This window comes from Mammaliicoccus sp. A-M4 (genome assembly GCF_022386955.1).
Lineage (GTDB): Bacteria > Bacillota > Bacilli > Staphylococcales > Staphylococcaceae > Mammaliicoccus > Mammaliicoccus lentus.
In genome coordinates this window covers 72,820-91,113 of record NZ_JAJNHH010000010.1, presented here as the reverse complement: position 1 = coordinate 91,113, position 18,294 = coordinate 72,820, and the positions used below count along the sequence as shown (strand labels likewise).

The 18,294-nt window shown below is 29.8% G+C and carries 24 protein-coding genes and 1 riboswitch; of the genes, 3 read left to right on the top strand and 21 right to left on the bottom strand.

All coding sequences use genetic code 11. The features are described 5' to 3' along the window. Positions 1-79: 79 nt before the first annotated feature. Positions 80-175, bottom strand: a riboswitch (glycine riboswitch). The 7 genes from LQ682_RS09755 to comGA form a co-directional block, all read right to left on the bottom strand. Beyond that, positions 162-680 carry a shikimate kinase gene (locus LQ682_RS09755; RefSeq protein WP_064205405.1) on the bottom strand — a complete coding sequence of 173 codons (519 nt, stop codon included), beginning with the start codon at positions 678-680 and terminating at the stop codon, positions 162-164. Its footprint overlaps the riboswitch before it by 14 nt. A 235-nt stretch (positions 681-915) precedes the next feature. Beyond that, positions 916-1,311, bottom strand: coding sequence for a competence type IV pilus minor pilin ComGF (gene comGF / locus LQ682_RS09750; RefSeq protein ID WP_239724188.1), 396 nt, complete (start codon positions 1,309-1,311; stop codon positions 916-918). A 13-nt stretch (positions 1,312-1,324) separates the two neighbouring features. Beyond that, complete coding sequence (comGE, locus tag LQ682_RS09745) at positions 1,325-1,600, bottom strand: competence type IV pilus minor pilin ComGE (RefSeq protein WP_017000240.1); 276 nt, start codon at positions 1,598-1,600, stop codon at positions 1,325-1,327. After that, complete coding sequence (comGD, locus tag LQ682_RS09740) at positions 1,584-2,012, bottom strand: competence type IV pilus minor pilin ComGD (RefSeq protein ID WP_239724186.1); 429 nt, start codon at positions 2,010-2,012, stop codon at positions 1,584-1,586. The genes comGE and comGD overlap by 17 nt, the downstream gene beginning before the upstream one ends. After that, positions 2,012-2,329 (bottom strand): competence type IV pilus major pilin ComGC, encoded by a 318-nt coding sequence (comGC, locus tag LQ682_RS09735; RefSeq protein WP_070045385.1) that lies wholly within the window; start codon positions 2,327-2,329, stop codon positions 2,012-2,014. Before comGC ends, comGD begins: the two co-directional genes overlap by 1 nt. A gap of 4 nt (positions 2,330-2,333) precedes the next feature. After that, positions 2,334-3,374 carry a competence type IV pilus assembly protein ComGB gene (gene comGB, locus LQ682_RS09730; RefSeq protein ID WP_239724184.1) on the bottom strand — a complete coding sequence of 347 codons (1,041 nt, stop codon included), beginning with the start codon at positions 3,372-3,374 and terminating at the stop codon, positions 2,334-2,336. Next, positions 3,371-4,267: a competence type IV pilus ATPase ComGA gene (gene comGA / locus LQ682_RS09725; protein WP_135031058.1), complete on the bottom strand. Its 897-nt coding sequence runs from the start codon at positions 4,265-4,267 to the stop codon at positions 3,371-3,373. The genes comGB and comGA overlap by 4 nt, the downstream gene beginning before the upstream one ends. Before the next feature lie 152 nt (positions 4,268-4,419). Between comGA and LQ682_RS09720 the strand changes: the two genes are divergently transcribed. Then, on the top strand, positions 4,420-4,668 hold the full coding sequence (locus LQ682_RS09720; protein WP_017000234.1) for a DUF2626 family protein: 249 nt from the start codon (positions 4,420-4,422) through the stop codon (positions 4,666-4,668). 64 nt (positions 4,669-4,732) lie between these two features. On the opposite strand, the gene LQ682_RS09715 is transcribed toward LQ682_RS09720, so the two are convergent. Continuing rightward, on the bottom strand, positions 4,733-5,365 hold the full coding sequence (locus LQ682_RS09715) for an MBL fold metallo-hydrolase (RefSeq protein WP_017000233.1): 633 nt from the start codon (positions 5,363-5,365) through the stop codon (positions 4,733-4,735). Positions 5,366-5,462: 97 nt separating this feature from the next. Here LQ682_RS09715 and LQ682_RS09710 point away from each other — a divergent pair, with 97 nt between their 5' ends. Then, positions 5,463-5,702: a DUF2759 domain-containing protein gene (locus LQ682_RS09710; protein WP_017000232.1), complete on the top strand. Its 240-nt coding sequence runs from the start codon at positions 5,463-5,465 to the stop codon at positions 5,700-5,702. Between the two features lie 29 nt (positions 5,703-5,731). On the opposite strand, the gene LQ682_RS09705 is transcribed toward LQ682_RS09710, so the two are convergent. The 13 genes from LQ682_RS09705 to LQ682_RS09645 form a co-directional block, all read right to left on the bottom strand. Further along, entirely contained in the window at positions 5,732-6,046 is a 315-nt protein-coding gene (locus LQ682_RS09705; protein WP_017000231.1) for an MTH1187 family thiamine-binding protein, read from the bottom strand. Beyond that, the gene (locus tag LQ682_RS09700; protein WP_239724182.1) at positions 6,046-7,017 is read right to left on the bottom strand and encodes an ROK family glucokinase; all 972 of its coding nucleotides are present in this window, start codon (positions 7,015-7,017) and stop codon (positions 6,046-6,048) included. Before LQ682_RS09700 ends, LQ682_RS09705 begins: the two co-directional genes overlap by 1 nt. After that, positions 7,014-7,205: a YqgQ family protein gene (locus LQ682_RS09695; protein ID WP_017000229.1), complete on the bottom strand. Its 192-nt coding sequence runs from the start codon at positions 7,203-7,205 to the stop codon at positions 7,014-7,016. Before LQ682_RS09695 ends, LQ682_RS09700 begins: the two co-directional genes overlap by 4 nt. 2 nt (positions 7,206-7,207) lie before the next feature. Continuing rightward, positions 7,208-8,656, bottom strand: a complete 1,449-nt coding sequence (locus tag LQ682_RS09690; RefSeq protein ID WP_239724181.1) for a rhomboid family intramembrane serine protease — start codon at positions 8,654-8,656, stop codon at positions 7,208-7,210. Continuing rightward, entirely contained in the window at positions 8,657-9,211 is a 555-nt protein-coding gene (locus LQ682_RS09685) for a 5-formyltetrahydrofolate cyclo-ligase (RefSeq protein WP_064204534.1), read from the bottom strand. 168 nt (positions 9,212-9,379) lie between these two features. Next, positions 9,380-9,529, bottom strand: a complete 150-nt coding sequence (rpmG, locus tag LQ682_RS09680; protein ID WP_016911879.1) for a 50S ribosomal protein L33 — start codon at positions 9,527-9,529, stop codon at positions 9,380-9,382. 76 nt (positions 9,530-9,605) lie between these two features. After that, positions 9,606-10,253, bottom strand: coding sequence for a phosphate signaling complex protein PhoU (gene phoU / locus LQ682_RS09675; protein WP_103268829.1), 648 nt, complete (start codon positions 10,251-10,253; stop codon positions 9,606-9,608). A 1-nt stretch (position 10,254) separates the two neighbouring features. Then, positions 10,255-11,097: a phosphate ABC transporter ATP-binding protein PstB gene (gene pstB, locus LQ682_RS09670; protein ID WP_017000224.1), complete on the bottom strand. Its 843-nt coding sequence runs from the start codon at positions 11,095-11,097 to the stop codon at positions 10,255-10,257. A 22-nt stretch (positions 11,098-11,119) separates the two neighbouring features. After that, the gene (gene pstA / locus LQ682_RS09665; protein WP_064211047.1) at positions 11,120-12,022 is read right to left on the bottom strand and encodes a phosphate ABC transporter permease PstA; all 903 of its coding nucleotides are present in this window, start codon (positions 12,020-12,022) and stop codon (positions 11,120-11,122) included. 1 nt (position 12,023) lies between these two features. After that, entirely contained in the window at positions 12,024-12,953 is a 930-nt protein-coding gene (gene pstC / locus LQ682_RS09660) for a phosphate ABC transporter permease subunit PstC (protein ID WP_239724179.1), read from the bottom strand. Positions 12,954-13,019: 66 nt separating this feature from the next. Beyond that, positions 13,020-13,973 (bottom strand): PstS family phosphate ABC transporter substrate-binding protein, encoded by a 954-nt coding sequence (locus LQ682_RS09655; RefSeq protein ID WP_103268830.1) that lies wholly within the window; start codon positions 13,971-13,973, stop codon positions 13,020-13,022. Between the two features lie 467 nt (positions 13,974-14,440). After that, on the bottom strand, positions 14,441-16,435 hold the full coding sequence (locus LQ682_RS09650) for a peptidoglycan D,D-transpeptidase FtsI family protein (RefSeq protein WP_239724203.1): 1,995 nt from the start codon (positions 16,433-16,435) through the stop codon (positions 14,441-14,443). 313 nt (positions 16,436-16,748) lie between these two features. After that, positions 16,749-17,351, bottom strand: a complete 603-nt coding sequence (locus LQ682_RS09645; protein WP_016998592.1) for a superoxide dismutase — start codon at positions 17,349-17,351, stop codon at positions 16,749-16,751. Positions 17,352-17,514: 163 nt separating this feature from the next. On the opposite strand from LQ682_RS09645, the gene LQ682_RS09640 reads away from it, so the two are divergent. After that, positions 17,515-18,276 (top strand): DUF1189 family protein, encoded by a 762-nt coding sequence (locus tag LQ682_RS09640; RefSeq protein WP_016998591.1) that lies wholly within the window; start codon positions 17,515-17,517, stop codon positions 18,274-18,276. Positions 18,277-18,294 lie beyond the last annotated feature (18 nt).

Genomic DNA, 18,294 nt, shown 5'->3' with positions numbered 1-18,294 from the left:
ATTTTTCTTCCCTTCTTGTTATGTATAATAAAAAAACAGGGTAGCTTAAGCTACCCTGTTGAAGTACTCTTCAGGAATGCGTCACAAAGTTATCCTTTTGCCTGAGAGATTCACACTAACATGGCTTGCTCCTTCGGCGATGAATTATTCATTCATTCTCTCTAACTTTGATCATTCGCAAATATATCTTTGTCCAGAGAATTAATAATCTCTGTAACAACTACTTCTTTAGGTCTATCTGCATCAATATGTATGAATGCGATATCATTATAACTTGATTCTCGTTTTGAATACAAGCTTTTTAAATCTTCTAGTGATTTTCCATTAGCATTTGGTCTGTTTGGGTCATGATTAATTCTCTCATAAACTGTATCAACATCGCATTTTAACCAAATGTTATGAGGATTACCTTTCATAACATTTCTTGATGCCTCAGACTCAATAATACCACCACCAGTTGAAATAATAACGTCTTTATCAATCCATTCTTCCAGTGATTTTTTTTCCAAATCTCGAAAATGTGATTCTCCATACTTAGCAAAAATTTCTGGAATTGATAGTTTAGTTGTTTCAACGATATAAGTATCGATATCAACTAAAGGTTTGTCATAATGTTCACCTAAATAATTACCGATTGAAGTTTTACCTACGCCCATAAATCCTATTAATACTACTGACATTATATCGACTCCTTAGTTGCTATATTCCAACTTAAACTATATTCTATCTCATTATTCAGAAAATAAAAAGACTATAAATCATTTATTTAAAATAATTTTTATTTCGTTTTTGTAGTATTCTTCTAGATGATTATAGATTTTTATTTTATAACTATATTGAACGAGATAAAATGATAAAAAAGCAGAATAGACAAATAATATACTAAGAAGAAATGGTAAAATAAATCCATCATTTTTAAATAAATATCGTTTCACGAATTGTGATTCTCCCCTTAATGATTTCTAAGTCAATCTGTATATTACCATTATCGTTTTTATTGATTTTAAAAGATTTAATTTTATTTAATAAAGTTATATATCCTCTGCCATTTATACTTTTATAAATTTTAGAATTTAATAAGGTATACTCAGAACTCGAGAGTTTATGGGTAAAAATTATTTTATTATGAACCTGATTAAGTTTGATTTCAGCCTCTTTGCTCTCTTCTATAATATCTTTTCTAAACATTATTAATTCATATTCACTATGATTAAAAGCATTTTCTTTCAGAGCATATATACTTTGAATTAAGAATGGTATTAACGCTAATATAATCATTAAAAATGATAAAGATAATAACATTTCTAACATCGTAAACCCTTTGTTATTTCTGAACACAAACTTTTTCATAACTATACACGTCTTCCAAGCATACTTTGTCATTCAAATGACTTAATTTTATTTTAGTAGTATCGTACTTTATTTGTTTGGATTGTACTGATTGATATAGAATTTGATAAAGCTTAATTTGTTTCTGTTCACTTTGTATATGTTTATTTAATGTATGAACTATCGGTAATAAAGTGCCTCCTAACAATACGATAATAAATATAGATAACATTAAATCTATAAATACATAACCATTATTTTTCTTCAACAATTCTATACCACCCTTTTTCAATACGAAATATGACAAGATAACGTTTATTATTAAACTCTAGTTTTAATGTTCCAAATTGATTGATATTACCTTCTCCATCGTAAACTAATGTAGTGAATTTATTATCTTTAGATATTTTTCCTTTATATAGATTAATTGAATTTATATTTCCGTTATTAATTTGATATTGTATTTTGGTTGAATTTGGTTTAAACCATACAAGTATAGGTTGTTTAGTTGATAAAGATTTGGTTTCTAAATATTCTAATTTTGTTTCAAAATCATTAATGCCACTTGTTAAACCAAATTTATCTACAGAATTAATTGAAATGTGTATTGTTATGAGAACAATAATACTTAGAATACTCAACACAATTACCATTTCTATTAACGTGAAGCCTTTATTATTCATTATTGAGCTACTACTTCTCCGTTATTTAAAACAATGTTCTGACCAGATTTACAAGTCAATTGATTCTCTTTTATGAACCCATCACTTACTAAATCATTAATTGAATTTGGCTTAGCATCGTGTTTTAATGTATATGCTTCTACTTGGCCAGCAACCATTTTAACTTGTGCCTGACAACCAGTACTTTTCACGGTTTCAGACTGCTTGCTTATGTTAGGGATTATAATTATAAGTAAAATACTTATAATTAATAATACGATTAACATCTCAATCAACGTGAAGCCTTCTTCTTTTTTAAAAAACTTTATATTTTTCATTCTTTCATTTAATGCCATCAACCATTTGTAGCATTGGTAAAATAATAATTAAATATAATGTGACGATTAGGAATGCCAAAGTTCCAAAGACGATGGGTTGTACCCACTTTAAATGTTTGATAATAGATTTTTCTAATTTCTCAAGCATATATACACTAAAATAATATAATTCTAAGTCTAATTTAGATTTATGTTCTCCATGTGTAATATATTGAATCAGAGTACTATCAAAACAATTCAAGTTATTAATCGCTTGAGGTAAGGAGTCTCCTGATTTGATCGATTGTTGAATAAATAATCCGATATATTTTAATACATCGTCTTTAGTCTGCATAATATAAATTTCAATTATTTTATGAAGCGGTATGCCATTTTGAATAAAAAATGAAAAGTCTCTAGATAATCTATATGAGCGATACATCGAAATATATTGATTCAAAATAGGAATTTTATTAAAAAAGTAGATTTTCTTTGATACTTCTATACCTATATAGAAAAAATAACCTAATAACAATGTGAGTATTGCGATTAAAAATATAATTAATAACGAAGTTGGTAAGTAAGAAAATATTGTAGATAATACTTTTAATGAGGTAGAGACATTTATGTTCATTGATTGATAAATTTCATTGAATTGAGGGATAATCGTATGATTAACTGCGGTTAGTAACATGAAAAATATAAAAAATAAAAGTGTTGGATATTGAATCGTTTTTATAAATTTTTGTTTCACTTGTTCTATCTTTTTTAAATACAAAATTGAGTGATCTATAGAATCAATCATATTGCCATATTGTTCACCAAAATAAATTTGAGTGATAATAACTTGAGGATAATTTAAAAATGAAACAACTTCATGAAGTTGACCAGTATTTTTTACTATTTCAATAAGCTTTTCCTTAATACGTAACCTTGATAATTGCGAAAATTGATCAGTTAGTAATTGTACTGATTCCATTAATGTGAAACCTTGCTTTAACATATCTGATAAGCGTGTTAAAAATAGTATTTGGTCTTTCTTTAATATATTGCCTTTCTTCATCATGATTTATTTTCTAAATATAGATTAATTTCATGACTAAATATATAAGTCATTTGTCTATATCTATTTCCTAATTGGTCATTTAAAAGTCTTTGATTGGCTATACATGCGATACCTTGTTTTATTTGCTCTTTAGATATTCCAAGTTCTAAAAGTCTATAAATAGCCCCTAAATTATCTTTCGCATGCATTGTAGATAATATTAAATGACCACTTAAACTTGCTTGTATAACTTGCTTGGCTGTTTCTTCATCTCTAATTTCTCCTATCATGACAACATCTGGATCACATCTTAAAATGGCTTTAAAAGAATTATGATAATTTATGTTTGCTTTTTCATTTACAGAAACTTGTACTACACCATCTAAAACTTGTTCAACTGGGTCTTCAATCGTAATAATATGTTTATCTTTAATTTGTTGTAAGTCATATAAAAATTGGTACATAATCGTCGATTTACCCGAACCGGTTGGTCCTGTGAACAAAAATAAGCCTTCGGAATTAAACATTTCTTCTTTAATCATTTTATAATTGTCATCAATATTATGGTCAATATATTCTTCGAAATATTTAGGCGTTAACCTAATTGAGCAAGACTCAATTCCTAGACTTAAAGGTAAAGTGGATATTCTTAAATAATATTTATATATATCATCAAATATATATTGACCACTTTGAGCTTTATTCCTTTCACTTACATCTAGATGAGCAATAAACTTCATATAAATTAATAAACGGTTATATAAAGCGTTATTAATATCACAATCATAAATCGTATTCTCACCACTTATCCTCAACTGAACTTTGACTCGATCCTCTTTCACTGGAATAAAATGAATGTCCGTTGCTTTCAAAATAATAGCATCTTTGATAATTGTCTTAAATAAAGTTTCCATAATCGCCTCCTAATATATATAAACGTAATGAAAACCTTGTTTTACTTACTATATACTTTATATTTTGTAGTAATGCCTATTTACTTTTACACATAGTAACTTTATAATTGTAAGTGACTAAGAAAGTAAACACAGAGGGGGTTCATAAGAAGATGGATAAAGTTTTTAAAACTCTAGGCTTCTGGACTGCTATATTTGCTACAATGTTTTATGTTGGCGGTATGAACATGATGGCTTATTTCTTCGTAGCTCAAACAGGATTTTTCGTATTGTTGGGATACTTAAAATTAACAGAAAGAATGTATATGTATATATTCGCACTATATTTAGTTGTATGCTTTGTTGGATTTACATATTATTCAACATTCTTACTAGAGCCAAGTTTCGGACATCATGGTTAATAGAAGTTTATCTCAACCTAAAAACACCAATTCGTTATTTAACGAATTGGTGTTTTTTATAGCTTTAACTAAAACCATTTAAATAAGGATTGCTCATTTCTTCTTGTTCTATTGTAGTATCTGGACCATGGCCAGGGAACACGGTTGTATCTGGATTTAAAGATAGAAGTTTATCTTCAATAGAATTTAATAAAGTTTGAGTATCTCCTTTATATAAATCTGTTCTACCTATTCCACCTTTAAATAGTGTATCTCCAACGATTGCAAAGTCATCAAATACAAACGTTAAACTGCCTGGTGAATGACCAGGTGTATGCAGAGCTTCAAACTCAAACTCACCTATAACATGATGTCCTTCATCAATCACTGTTGGTATTGTTTTTTGTACTACTTGAGGTAACTGATATGCTTCAAACTTTTTAGAACCATTTTTTACAGTATCAGTTAACCAAGATTTTTCTTCGTTATGAACATAAACTTCAACGCCCTGCTTGTTGACCACTGCATCTATTCCACCAATATGGTCAAAGTGTGCATGTGTTAATAATATGGCAGCTAATTTTTTATTAAATTTTTTTATACGTTCATTTATAAATTCACCGTTATCACCTGGATCGATAACTAATAGTTCACTTTCACCTTCAATTATATAACAATTTGTTTCAACTATTCCTAAAGAATAACTATGGACTTTCATTTTCTTTCCTCCTCTTGTAAAAAGTATCTCGACAAAACACAATATTAATTATACAATTAATATGATAATAAAAGAAAAATGTATTGGGGGTAATGGAATGCCATTTATCGACACAGGGGAACTATTTGAATTATTCGGAGTAAAGATACATATCGGTGTTAATATTTTCTCATTGTTAATGCTAGCGGTATTTATACTCGGAATATTCGGTTTAATTTCAGCATTCAAAAACAAAAATGTTTTAGGCATTCTTTTTGGTGCGATTACAGTAGTAGCATTTGGTTTCTTTTCACTTGCTACAATATTCACATATGGATATCCAATATTAAGTCATTAAAGAAAGACGAGTTAAAACTCGTCTTTTTTTTATTTGTCTAAATGTCTTTGTACTGAATCTAATTTTTCATTCATTTTTCTCGATTTGTCTCTTCTATCATCAATCCTAATATTTGTACAAACTCTATCTAGTCCTTTATTAAATGGACTTTCATGAATCTCTTGTACAACTTCTAATAAATCTTTTAAGTCACCTTCAATTAATGTGTTCATTGGTGTTAATTGAAAATCTATTTTACCAGCTTCTTTATGTTTTTCCAAAATTAATTGAATATCAGCGATATACTCACTTACACTTGGTCCTTCAGTCCCGACTGGAATTACTACGACATCTACAATTGCCATTATGCATTCTCCTTATCTATTACATATGTTTTAATCAATGCTGCTGCACCAATAATCCCTGCATCGTTACCTAAACTCGCAACAACAATTTCTGTGTCTTCTTTAGCAGGCTTGAACGTCATTTTTTCATAATGCTCATTGATATATTCAATTAAAATATCACCGGCTTTACTAACGCCTCCCCCAATTATAATATATTTAGGGTTACTCATGACACTCATAATACTTGCCGCATACGCAATATAATTAGCAACTTTATCAATTATAAATAAACTAAACTCGTCTCCTATTTTTGCTGCATCAAAAACATCTTTTGCTGAAATATTTTTAGTTGTGATTAAGTCGTGGATACTAGATTTAACACTCATATTTGAATAATAATGGTGTACTAAATTAATAACACCAGTAGCAGAAGCTACAGTTTCTAAGCAACCTTTCATACCACAATTACATCGGAACCTTTTTTCATGATCTACTACGAAATGCCCAATTTCAGCTCCCGAACCATTATGTCCATGAACTAATTCATCGTTAGAGACGATTCCACCTCCAACACCAGTTCCTAATGTGATGCAAACAACATCACTTTCGTTTTGTCCGCCACCTTTAAACTTCTCTCCTAAAGCAGCTACATTAGCATCATTATCTACATAAATTGGGCCATCAAAATATTGTTGCATGATTTTTCTAACTTCAATTTTACCTGTCCAATTTAAATTGACCGCTCCATGAACTATGCCATTATCAAAATCTATTGGCCCAGGTACTCCAATTCCCATCCCAAGTACGTCTGATAAAGTAATATCATGTTTTTTTAAATGTACGTTGAAAGAATCGGAGATATTCTCTAATATTCCTTCCCCTGCTTTATTAGTCGCTATTTCCCATTTTTCAACTATGTCTAATTTTTCATCGAAAATCCCTAATTTACAAGTAGTTCCGCCAATATCAGCTGATAGTATATATGTCATTTATTTTCAATCCTTCTCTGATTTATAATTAATCTTGCTTGTAAAAATGTTTCCTTCGAAATTAACATCGATTTGTATAAATCTTTAATTTCTTGCTCCATCATTTCTAATTGATCATCTTCATTTTTAAAATATATTATATAACCAAATTTTTTCAACAATTGTTGTACATCATATAAATTATTCATCTTTAACTCCTAAATGCTGCGATTTCTTTTTTCAAAGCACTGTAATTTTTATTATTTCCATTTAATTTTATCGCTTTATCATTAAATTTCTCTGCTTTATCGTAATCATCTTTTGCACGATAACCTAATGCGAGTTGATAATTTAAATCTGCTGAGTCTGGAAAAGCTTTTAATCCTTTTTCCCATTCTAGTATAGCCTCGTCTAATGACTTATCATTAGCTTTAATTAGACCGCTAAGTATATATGTTTCATCTGACTCAAAGTGCTTATTTTTTATATGTGTAATCATCTTTTCAGCGCTATTAAAATTCCCTTGATTCATAGCATCTTTCGTTAATTCATCATAAATATAATGTTGTTGCCTATTAAAAATTACGATTATGAGAATAATAGTTAATACGAAAAATCCAATGAAATATAACCATTTACGCTTATCGTTGTCCATCCATTTTTGAATGCAATACATAATGATAGCACCACCGATAAATCCACCTAAATGAGCAAAATGGTTAACATTATTTATGAATAACGTAAATAATGAAATAATCAAAATACCTATAAATGTTTGTAAAACAAATTGTTTATTAATATTACTTTTAGTAAATAGATAAACGATAAACGCACCAATTAACCCGAATATTGCGCCACTAGCACCAATCGAAATAGAAGTTGTATCAATACTTAAAGAAACGATGCCAGCGAATAAACCGGAAATTAAGTATATCGTCCCCATCTTTATAGAACCTATGGCTCCTTCTATCAATTTACCAAATACGATTAACGAGAACATATTCATAAGTAAATGTGTGATGTCTGCATGTAAAAACATGGAGGTAAACAATCTATACCATTCGCCATGCACCACATTGAAATGAACGAGTCCTCCATAATCTATTAAGCTAATTTGTGAATCTCGCTTAAACACTAGAACTATTGATAACCATACAATGACATTAGTTGCGATTAAAAAATATGTTACTGGTGAAAATTTCAACATAAATTTATCTATAAAACTAGCGTTTAATAATTTATTTTTATATGTTGTAACAGACATTAATTTATTACGTTTAATTTGATGTTTTGTCACTACATGTGATGTTACTTTCTCAAAATCTTTAATTTCATTAATAACATAGTATTTAATTTTAGGACGACTAGTTTGCTTAAACTCTGTTAAGTCCATCTCTTTATCAGATATATAAAATACATCTAACTGTTCAAAACTAAACCCTATAAACTCTATTAAATTACTAAGATGGTCTGTGACTTTTTTAAAGTCAAAGTCCACTTCTTGATGAGTTGGTGTTTTATATATAAATCGTTTAACTGTTTTTTTAGCTTCATGAGTCAGCCAAATTTCGTCATTATCCTCATCAATTGATAATATTGTATAACCTTCTGTGTACACTAAATAATAAATCGACTTCCACATTCTTTTTAATTTTTCCATTTATTTTTCTCCATATACTTCTCTTGGTAATAATAATTCTTGTACTGGTACATCATGACTTTCTATATCAAAACCATGAATTTGTATTGGATATACTAAACTTAAAGTTGAACCAGTATAATCCGCAAGATATTTGTCAAAATATCCTCCACCATAACCAATCCGATAACCATCATGACGAAATACAACACCAGGTACAATAATTAAATCGATATCATCACTTATTTCCGTTTCTTTAGTAATAAATCTTATTCCTTTTGAATCGAATGATATAGAATTCATATCGTATAATCGCTGAAACTTCATTTCTTTTGTTAAGTAATTTGTCGTCGGTACATAAACTTCTTTATTTAATTTAAGCAATTCTTCGATAATAGGATCCGTATTCACTTCATGGTCCATGCTCAAAACAATTGCTACAGATTTAGCTTGTATAAAATAATCATGTTTAAATAATTGTTCATATAAATCTTCATCAAAAGTTAATTTTTGAGCTTTAGTTTGTTCTTTCATTTCTTGAAGCACTTTTTTTCTAAGTAATTTTTTAGTAGTCATGGCCTTCTACACTTCCTAAATAAATTATTTAAAACCACGTTAGACACCTTTAATAATAACATAAGAAATACAGGGTAAGGTAGTTGTTGCACCTTATAAATTCATTTTCATTATATAAAAATAAAAAACACATAACTATAAAATAGCCATGTGTTTTCATTCGTTTTATTATTTAGTTTCTCTATGAAGAGTGTGTTTACCGTCGCGAGCACAATATTTTTTCATTTCGATTCGCTCTGGGTTATTACGTTTATTCTTTTTAGAGATGTAGTTTCTTTCACCACAATCAGTACATGCTAAAGTTACGTTTACGCGCATGATGAACCCTCCTGTTCTTATTTCAATTAATATACGACCTTTTTATAATACCATCTATGGTTACAGAATTCCAGTATTATTTTTCAATAGATTCATAGTGTTCACCTGTTATATAGTAATAACAACTTTCACTTATATTTTTTATATGGTCGCCTATTCTTTCTAAATACCTTGCAGCTAAATGTGCTTGAGTCGAAATAAATGGATCATCATCTATTAAATAAGTTGTATTACTAATTTCTCTATACAAATCATCAATATCTGTATCTCTTTCAATAATCTCTTTGATTAATAATATATCTTTATTTCGAATTGCATTTTCTAAATCTTTTAACATTAACATCGCTAATTTACCCATTGTTTTTAATCTTGTAAGAATAAAATAATCAGTAATAATAACACGCTTCCTAATTTGAGCAATGTTCGTTGAGTTGTCCGCCATTCTTTCTAGTTCAGAAGCAATTTTAAGTGCAGAAATCATAACGCGCAAATCTGTAGCCATTGGTTGTTGTTTTGTAATTAATATTACTACTTTTTCATTAATATCATATTCCATTTTATTAATTTTACTATCATAAGCAATAAGTGCTCTAGCGTTTTTTTTATCTTCATCGCTTAACACTGACACAGACTGTTCTATCATATTATATACTTCTTTACCTAATTCAAATAAATCTTCTATAAGTGCTTTCAGTTCGCCTTCGTACTTTTCTCTTATAACCATATTAACCAAATCTCCCTGAAATGTAATCTTCAGTTTGTTTGTCAGCCGGATTAGAAAAGATTTTGTCAGTGTTATCAAATTCATTTACGTATCCATTTAAGAAGAAAGCTGTTTTATCAGAAATTCTAGCTGCTTGTTGCATGTTATGTGTAACAATAATGATAGAGTATTTTGATTTTAAGTCTTGTACTAACTCTTCAACTTTAAGAGTTGATATTGGATCTAAAGCCGATGTAGGTTCATCCATTAAAATAACATCAGGTTCTATTGCTAAACAACGTGCAATACAAATTCTTTGCTGTTGTCCCCCAGATAAACTGTAAGCATTTTGATCTAATTTATCTTTACACTCGTCCCAAATTGCAGCGCCTTTTAAAGAACGTTCTACAATTTCATCAAGAATTTTTTTATCTGTAATACCATGAATTCTAGGTCCATAAGTTATGTTATCATATATTGATTTAGGGAATGGATTTGGCTTTTGGAACACCATACCAACATTCGTTCTTAATTCTTCAACACTATATTTCTTATCAAAAATATTTTTATCTCTATAAATAATTTCTCCAGATGTTTTTACACTTGGAATTAATTCAATCATACGATTTAACGTTTTGATATAAGTTGATTTACCACAACCAGATGGTCCTATAATTGCTGTAACTTCATTTTCAGCAATATCTAAATTTATATTTTTTAAAGCATGGAAATCACCATACCATAAATCTAAATTGTTTGTTTTGTATACAATATTTTTTTCTTGTTCTATAATCTTTTTATTTTCTAAGTTTTCATTTGATGTAGCATTTTGAGATAACTCTCTTATTTTAACGTCTGTCATCATTATGACCCCTCTTCATTTTGATTTAAAGTTTACGTTGATATTTATTTCTAATATATATAGCTATTGAGTTCATTATTATGAGTATGATTAACAATACAATAATTGCCGCTGATGAGACCAATTGAAATTCAGCTTGTGGCAGTTTAGCCCAGTTGTATATTTGCATTGGTAAGGCCTGGAATGAATCAAATATACTATTTGGTGTTTTCATTAATATGGCTGGTATACCGATTACTACTAATGGAGCAGTTTCTCCTAACGCTCTCGATAAAGCTAATATGGTACCAGTTAATATTCCTGGTATAGAAGCTGGCAATACAACATTTTTAATTGTTTGCCACTTAGTACTGCCTAAGCCTAAAGAAGCTTCTCTAATAGACGAAGGCACTGATTTTAGCGCTTCTTGACTAGCTACAATGATAATTGGCAATATCATTAAAGACATCGTTAGTGCTGCTGCTATTACCGATTTCCCTAATGATAAATTCTCAAATCCTGCGCCTCGAACAAATATTGTTAGCCCTAATAAACCAAAGACTACTGATGGTACACCTGCTAAGTTAGAGATGTTCACTCTAATGAATTTTGTGAACCAATTTTCTTTAGCATATTCCACCATGTATATAGCTGTTCCTACTCCAAGAATGATAGATATTGGTGCAATCGTCATCATTAACCAAAGTGTACCAATTAACGCACCTTTAATACCTGCACTGCTTGGTGTCGTAGATGAGAAATTAGTAAAGAAATCCACATTAAGATGTGTCATTCCTTTTCTAAATATATCAAATAACAAAATAGCTAATACGACTAAACCTATTAGTGTACAAATTAAAAATACACTTTTAATAACTTTATTTTTCATTAGCCTAGTAGGTAATTTTTTGCGAACTATTGATTGATCTACTAAATTTGTATTCGACATATTAATACTCCTCTCTAAAGCGCTTCGTTACCCACTGAGAAATGATGTTCATAATAAATGTGAATAAGAACAATGTGAAACCAACCGCATATATACTGTAATAAATATCAGAACCATATGTTGCGTCACCAGTTGCAACTTGAACAATAAACCCTGTCATGGTTTGTATAGAACCTATTAAACTAAATGATGAATCCGGTGTGCTACCAGCTGCTAGTGAAACAATCATTGTTTCCCCAATTGCTCTAGAAATCGCTAATACAATTGAAGCAATGATGCCTGATAACGCTGCAGGAAACACTATTTTTGTAGCAAGTTCAAATTTAGTAGCTCCTAAACCTAATGCACCCTCTTTAATAGAATCAGGTACTGAACTCATAGCATCTTCACTCATACTTGTAATCATTGGTATAATCATGACCCCCACGACTAAACCTGGACTAATTGAGTTAAAGCTGCCTAATTCTGGGAAAACGCTTCTTAATATTGGTGTAACAAAAGTTAAAGCAAAGAAACCATAAACAATAGTTGGTATACCCGCTAAAATTTCTAAAATCGGCTTAATAATTCTTCTTGATTTATCCGATGCATACTCACTTAAATACAGTGCTGTTCCTAATCCAACTGGTACAGCAAAGACTGTTGCAACTGCAGTTACTTTTAAAGTACCGAGAATTAGAGAGAAAATTCCGTATTTAGGATCAGAAGAAAACGGCGCCCATTCTTTTGATAGTAGGAATTCCATTGGATTTACTCTTGTAAAGAAAGTTACTGTCTCAGTTAAAAGTGTAAATAATATCCCGATAGTTGTAAGTACTGAAACAGAGGCAATAAGTAGCAATACAATTGGAACTGCTTTATCAGCAAATACTTTTCCTTTATTATTATTATTTTTCTTTATTAATTCTTGAACAGAAGTTTGTTCTTTCATACAATTGACTCCTTCATTTTGAAAAAGGGCGACATTAAGACGCCCTTAGCTTTGATTGATTTTTATTTATTTTTTAAACTTTTCTAATGTTTCTTTATCTTTGTCATATTCTTCATCTTTAAGTGGAACATATCCTGCATCTTTAGATGCTTTCTTAGAATGTTCAATTACATATTCCATAAATCCGTGGAATGCATCATTTTCTTCTAGTGATTTATTTTTAGCGTATACAAACAATGGTCTACTTAAAGGATAAGAATTATCATTTATTGTTTTTTCTTCTGGTACTATTGCTTTATCTTTATCGTCTTTAATTTTCACTGCTTTTAATGAATCTTTATTTTCTTGATAGAAGTTATATCCAAAGAACCCAATTGAATCTTTGTTATCTTGCACTGATTTAACAATAACGTTTGTATCAGCATTTTTTTCTGATTTTAAATCTTTCTCATCTAATACTTCTTCACTAAAGAAATCGTAAGTACCGTGAGATTGGTCTGGTGAAAAAGCTTTTATTTTTTTATCTGGGAATTTAGAATTTACATCTTTCCAAGTTTTAGCTTCACCATTATAAATTTTTGCTAGTTCATCTTTACTCAATTCGTCTACAAAATCATTTTCTTTATTAACTGCTACTGTTAAACCATCTTGAGCTACTTTAAATTCTGTATATTCTATGTTTTCTTTTTTAAGTTTCTCTTTTTCTTCATCTTTAATTTCTCGAGATGCATTCGAAAAGTCTGTTTCACCAGCGATAAATTTTTCAAATCCTCCACCAGTTCCCGAAACCCCGATTGATACTGACACATCAGGCTGATCCTTTGAGAATTCTTCATTTATTTTTTCCATTACAGGTGCTACTGTTGAAGAACCATCACCTTTAACTTCACCACTTAATTTATCGTCTCCAGAAGATTTGCTTTCTCCTGAACTAGATTTTTCTGCTGCGCCTCCACAAGCACCTAATAATAGTGCAGAACTTAATGCAGTTGTAGTTCCAATCAATTGCCATTTTTTCATGTCAAATCCTCCTATTAATTACACCCTTAATCTTTATTACATCTTCACTTTACAATTACTTTATTAATTACAAATAAACCTAATGTAAAGTTTGTGTTAAGACGTTATGAAAGCGTTTATATCGTCATTAGTTGTGACAAATATAAGGCGAAAAGGCATAAAACAGCTAAATATAGCTGATAAAATAAAAGAGGAGCTTGGAATATAAATCCTCACTCAAAATAAATAAGTCCTCACTTTACTGATTTATTCAATTAGAAATGAGATATTATTTTTATATAAACTTCAATTTTGTTCGTGCATGCTTGCCTAGAGTATCCACTCTCTTCTTATTTCTTCATAAACAATAAGTGCGAGTAATAGATTGGTTAATTATGTTGCACGTGGACCTCGTCTTGCAACATTCGCTACTTTAATTACACAAATAAGAGGCTGAGACAATTTATTTGTCTCAGCCTCTTTATGAATTACTTCTTATCTTTAAAGTAATAATTTATGATATCTCTACCTAAGTCCCCACCTGGTAACCATGGTTCTGGTACTGGTTGGTTTGTATATGTGATTGAGAATGATAACTCAGGGTCTTTAGCTGGTGCATATCCTACATATGTTGAGTTAACCTGTGGTTTACCATCTTTAAATACTTCTGCTGTTCCAGTCTTACCTGCTGATCTAACTACAGTATCATGGAAACTAGAATACCCTGTTCCTTCTTCTTTATTAAATGCCATATCGAAACCTTTTTGGACTTGTTTTATTTCTTTATCATTATTGTTTACTTTGTTCATCACTTCACCTTTAAATGATTTCTTAATAGGTCCAAGTGAATCTTCATTAGTAGAATTTCTAATTTCTTTTGCTAAGTGTGGTTTTAAGCGGTAACCATCGTTAGCTATTGTAGAAACATATTGTGATAATTGTATTGGTGTATAAGTATCAAATTGTCCAATTGCTAAATCAATATAATTACCTGGATTATCTTTAATAGGTTCGATTTGACCTGCTGTTTCATTTGGTAAATCTATACCTGTTTTAACACCTAACCCTACTTGGTTTAACCCTTTTCTTAATTTAATACCGGCTTCTTCCACATCAGATGGTAATGACATACCACTATTATATGGTGTTCCCGCTAATAATAATGCTGTTTTATACATAAACACGTTAGATGAATGCATAAGTGCTTCAGCATCTGTTATTCTCTTCGTACCATCTTGGTTAAAGTAAGAACGTTTTGTTAAACCACCACTAAATTTTAATGGTTCATCGACCATTGAATCTCCAATTTTTAATGCATCGTTTTGATAACCCGCTAATAAAGTAGCGCCTTTTACAGATGAACCAACTGTATATTGACTTGTAATATTTCCGATATGATTGTCAGTAATTTTGCCATTTTCATCAATATCTCGACCTGCCATTGCAAGTACATCACCATTTCTTGGGTCTTGTACAACAACCATCACTCGATCCATATCTTTGGCACCTTTATTTCGTAATGATTCTATATGTTTATCAACATATTCTTCAACTTTTTTCTGTAAATCTATATCGATTGTTAAGACAAGATCATTACCTCTAGACCCTTCAGATATAACTTCAGAACTTGTTATTTTTCCGGATTTATCAGTAACGTATTTCATTTTTTTCTTAGAACCTTTTAGAATATCTTCATATTGGTATTCTAAATATGATTTACCTACTCTATCGTTTCTTGAATATCCTTTTGATAAATAGTCGTTTACTAATTCTTTCGGTAAACCTTCCTCTTTGCTAGAAACATCACCAAATAATGTTCTTAGTGTTTCTTCATATGGATATCTTCTTTCCCAGTCCATTGTCGTATTAACACCTGGTAATTCAGATAAATGTTGAGATACTGCTGCATATTCTTCATTGCCTACATCTTCATTTTTTATGACTACCGGGCTTAACTGAGAACCTGAATTCATTTCTCTAAAAATAGCTAAAACTTGTAAATCGTCTTTAGATAATTCATCTGTATATTTCTTCGTCACTTTATTGTATAAAGCTTCATCATAATCATCTTGACTTATGTTACCGTCAGAGAAAAGTGCTTGTTCATCTTTCATAAGTTTTTGCACTTTATCTTGATTTTTGATAATCCAGTAATCTTGTTTATCTCGATCTGTGATACGAGAAGTATCCATTTTTATTAAATGAGATAATTTTTCTGCAATATCTAAAATATCATCCTGACTCGTTCTTCTATCTCTTGTATATGTAATTGCTTTCTTAGATTCATTATCGACTAGTACTTTTCCATTTCTATCGTAAATTCGACCTCTAGGGACCGACTCGTTCACAGTTATTGATTCTGTACTATCAATTGTTCTCTTATACTCAGCACCTTTTACAATTTGTAAATACCCTAATCGCATAATTAAGACTGAGAATAAAATGACAACTATCCCTAAGATGATACTTACGCGTTTATTCATTAAAAGTCGAAATTCTTCTTCTTTAGATTTCTTTTTTAATCGTTTCAAGAACTAAACCTACCTTTTCAACTCTAATATAATACTTTCATAATATATGATTATAGCTAACAATGCCATTGATATAGTTGAAATTTTATAAAAAAAGAGAGCGAGAGGAAAATCTCTTTTTTCTAAAAAGATTTCGTTATCTCACCCCAGCTTGGATGATTAGGAATGAAAAAAGCTTGATATAAGAGAATTTCAATCCAATCAACTACTGCCAATAAAAAACAAGTCCGGGACAATTAATTATGCCCCGGACTCTATTAATAAATTATTTTGCTGCTTGGTATAATTCGTTTACTTTATCCCAATTTACAACATTCCAGAATGCACTGATATAATCTGGACGTTTATTTTGGTATTTCAAGTAGTAAGCGTGTTCCCAAACATCTAATCCTAATACAGGAATTTTACCTTCAGATAATGGGTTATCTTGGTTTGGAGTTGAAACGATTGATAATTCACCGTTATCTACAACTAACCATGCCCAACCTGAACCGAAGCGTCCAGCTGCTGCTGCTGCAAACTCTTCTTTAAATTTGTCTAATGAACCGAAAGTAGAACTGATTGCATCTACTACTTCGCCTGATGGTTCAGAAGCATTTGGAGTTAACATCTCCCAGAATAATGAGTGATTGTAATGTCCGCCACCATTGTTTTGAACTGCAGTACGGATATCATCTGGTACAGAATTTAAGTTTTTAATAATATCTTCAATAGATTTACTTTCTAAGTCAGTACCTTTAACTGCATCATTTAGTTTTGTTACATAAGTGTTATGGTGTTTCGTATGATGAATCTCCATTGTCTCTTTATCGATGTGTGGTTCTAATGCATCATACGCATATGGTAATTTTGGTAATTCAAAAGCCATAAATAATCATCCTCCTCATTTGTTTTACATACTTATCTTATCAAGTTTATTCTATTTAAACAAATCTTTTGTTTATTAATATTCAAAATATTTAGTTTAGTATTTAATCATGTTGCACTTAAATCGATTTATCATTATTATTAATTAAGAATGAGGTGAACGCATGCAATATGTTAATGAATTAAAGAGATTGATTAAGCATCCAAAAAAATATCCCATGTATAGAATTACTAAATTGAGATATGTTTTTCTACATATATTACTACTGAGTATAATTCTAATTATACCGAATACTATTCAGTATTTTCAAATCACTCAAAATATATCTACATTAGCTCACGAAGAAGTTGATGAAATTCCTAAGTTTAAAATACATAATAATGAAATGAAACTGTCTGAAGAAAAAATCATTAAACTAAATGATAAACATTCTATTGTATTTACTAAATCACAACAATTTAAAATGAAACCCGAACATCTAGTCGTCTTTAAACCACAGGACATAGAAATTTCAAATTATAATGATCATACTAAAATAAGTTATGGTTCTTTATCAAGTGTAATTCATGATGAAAAGGATTTATCTAGTTTTATCGATACTATTAATGCTTCCAAATATTTTTATTTCTCTATCATTATCTTACTATTATTGTTTATACAATTTATGAGTATTTCATTTAAAATTGCTATAGTTGCTTTTATAGGTCACTTAATTAGTATCCTGTTAAATAAAAAATCTAGATATATGACTTGGTTTAAAATGATAACATTTATTATATCTATCCCTACTTTAGTCTTATTATTAGGTATTCTTATTGGGAACGCTTTATTAATGTTTGTATCATGGTGTATAATAATTGTGGGCATTATTGTTACGGCGTATTATTTACCAAACGGAAAGAAACGTGCTAGTCTTAAACAATAATAAATTAAATAAAGGGGT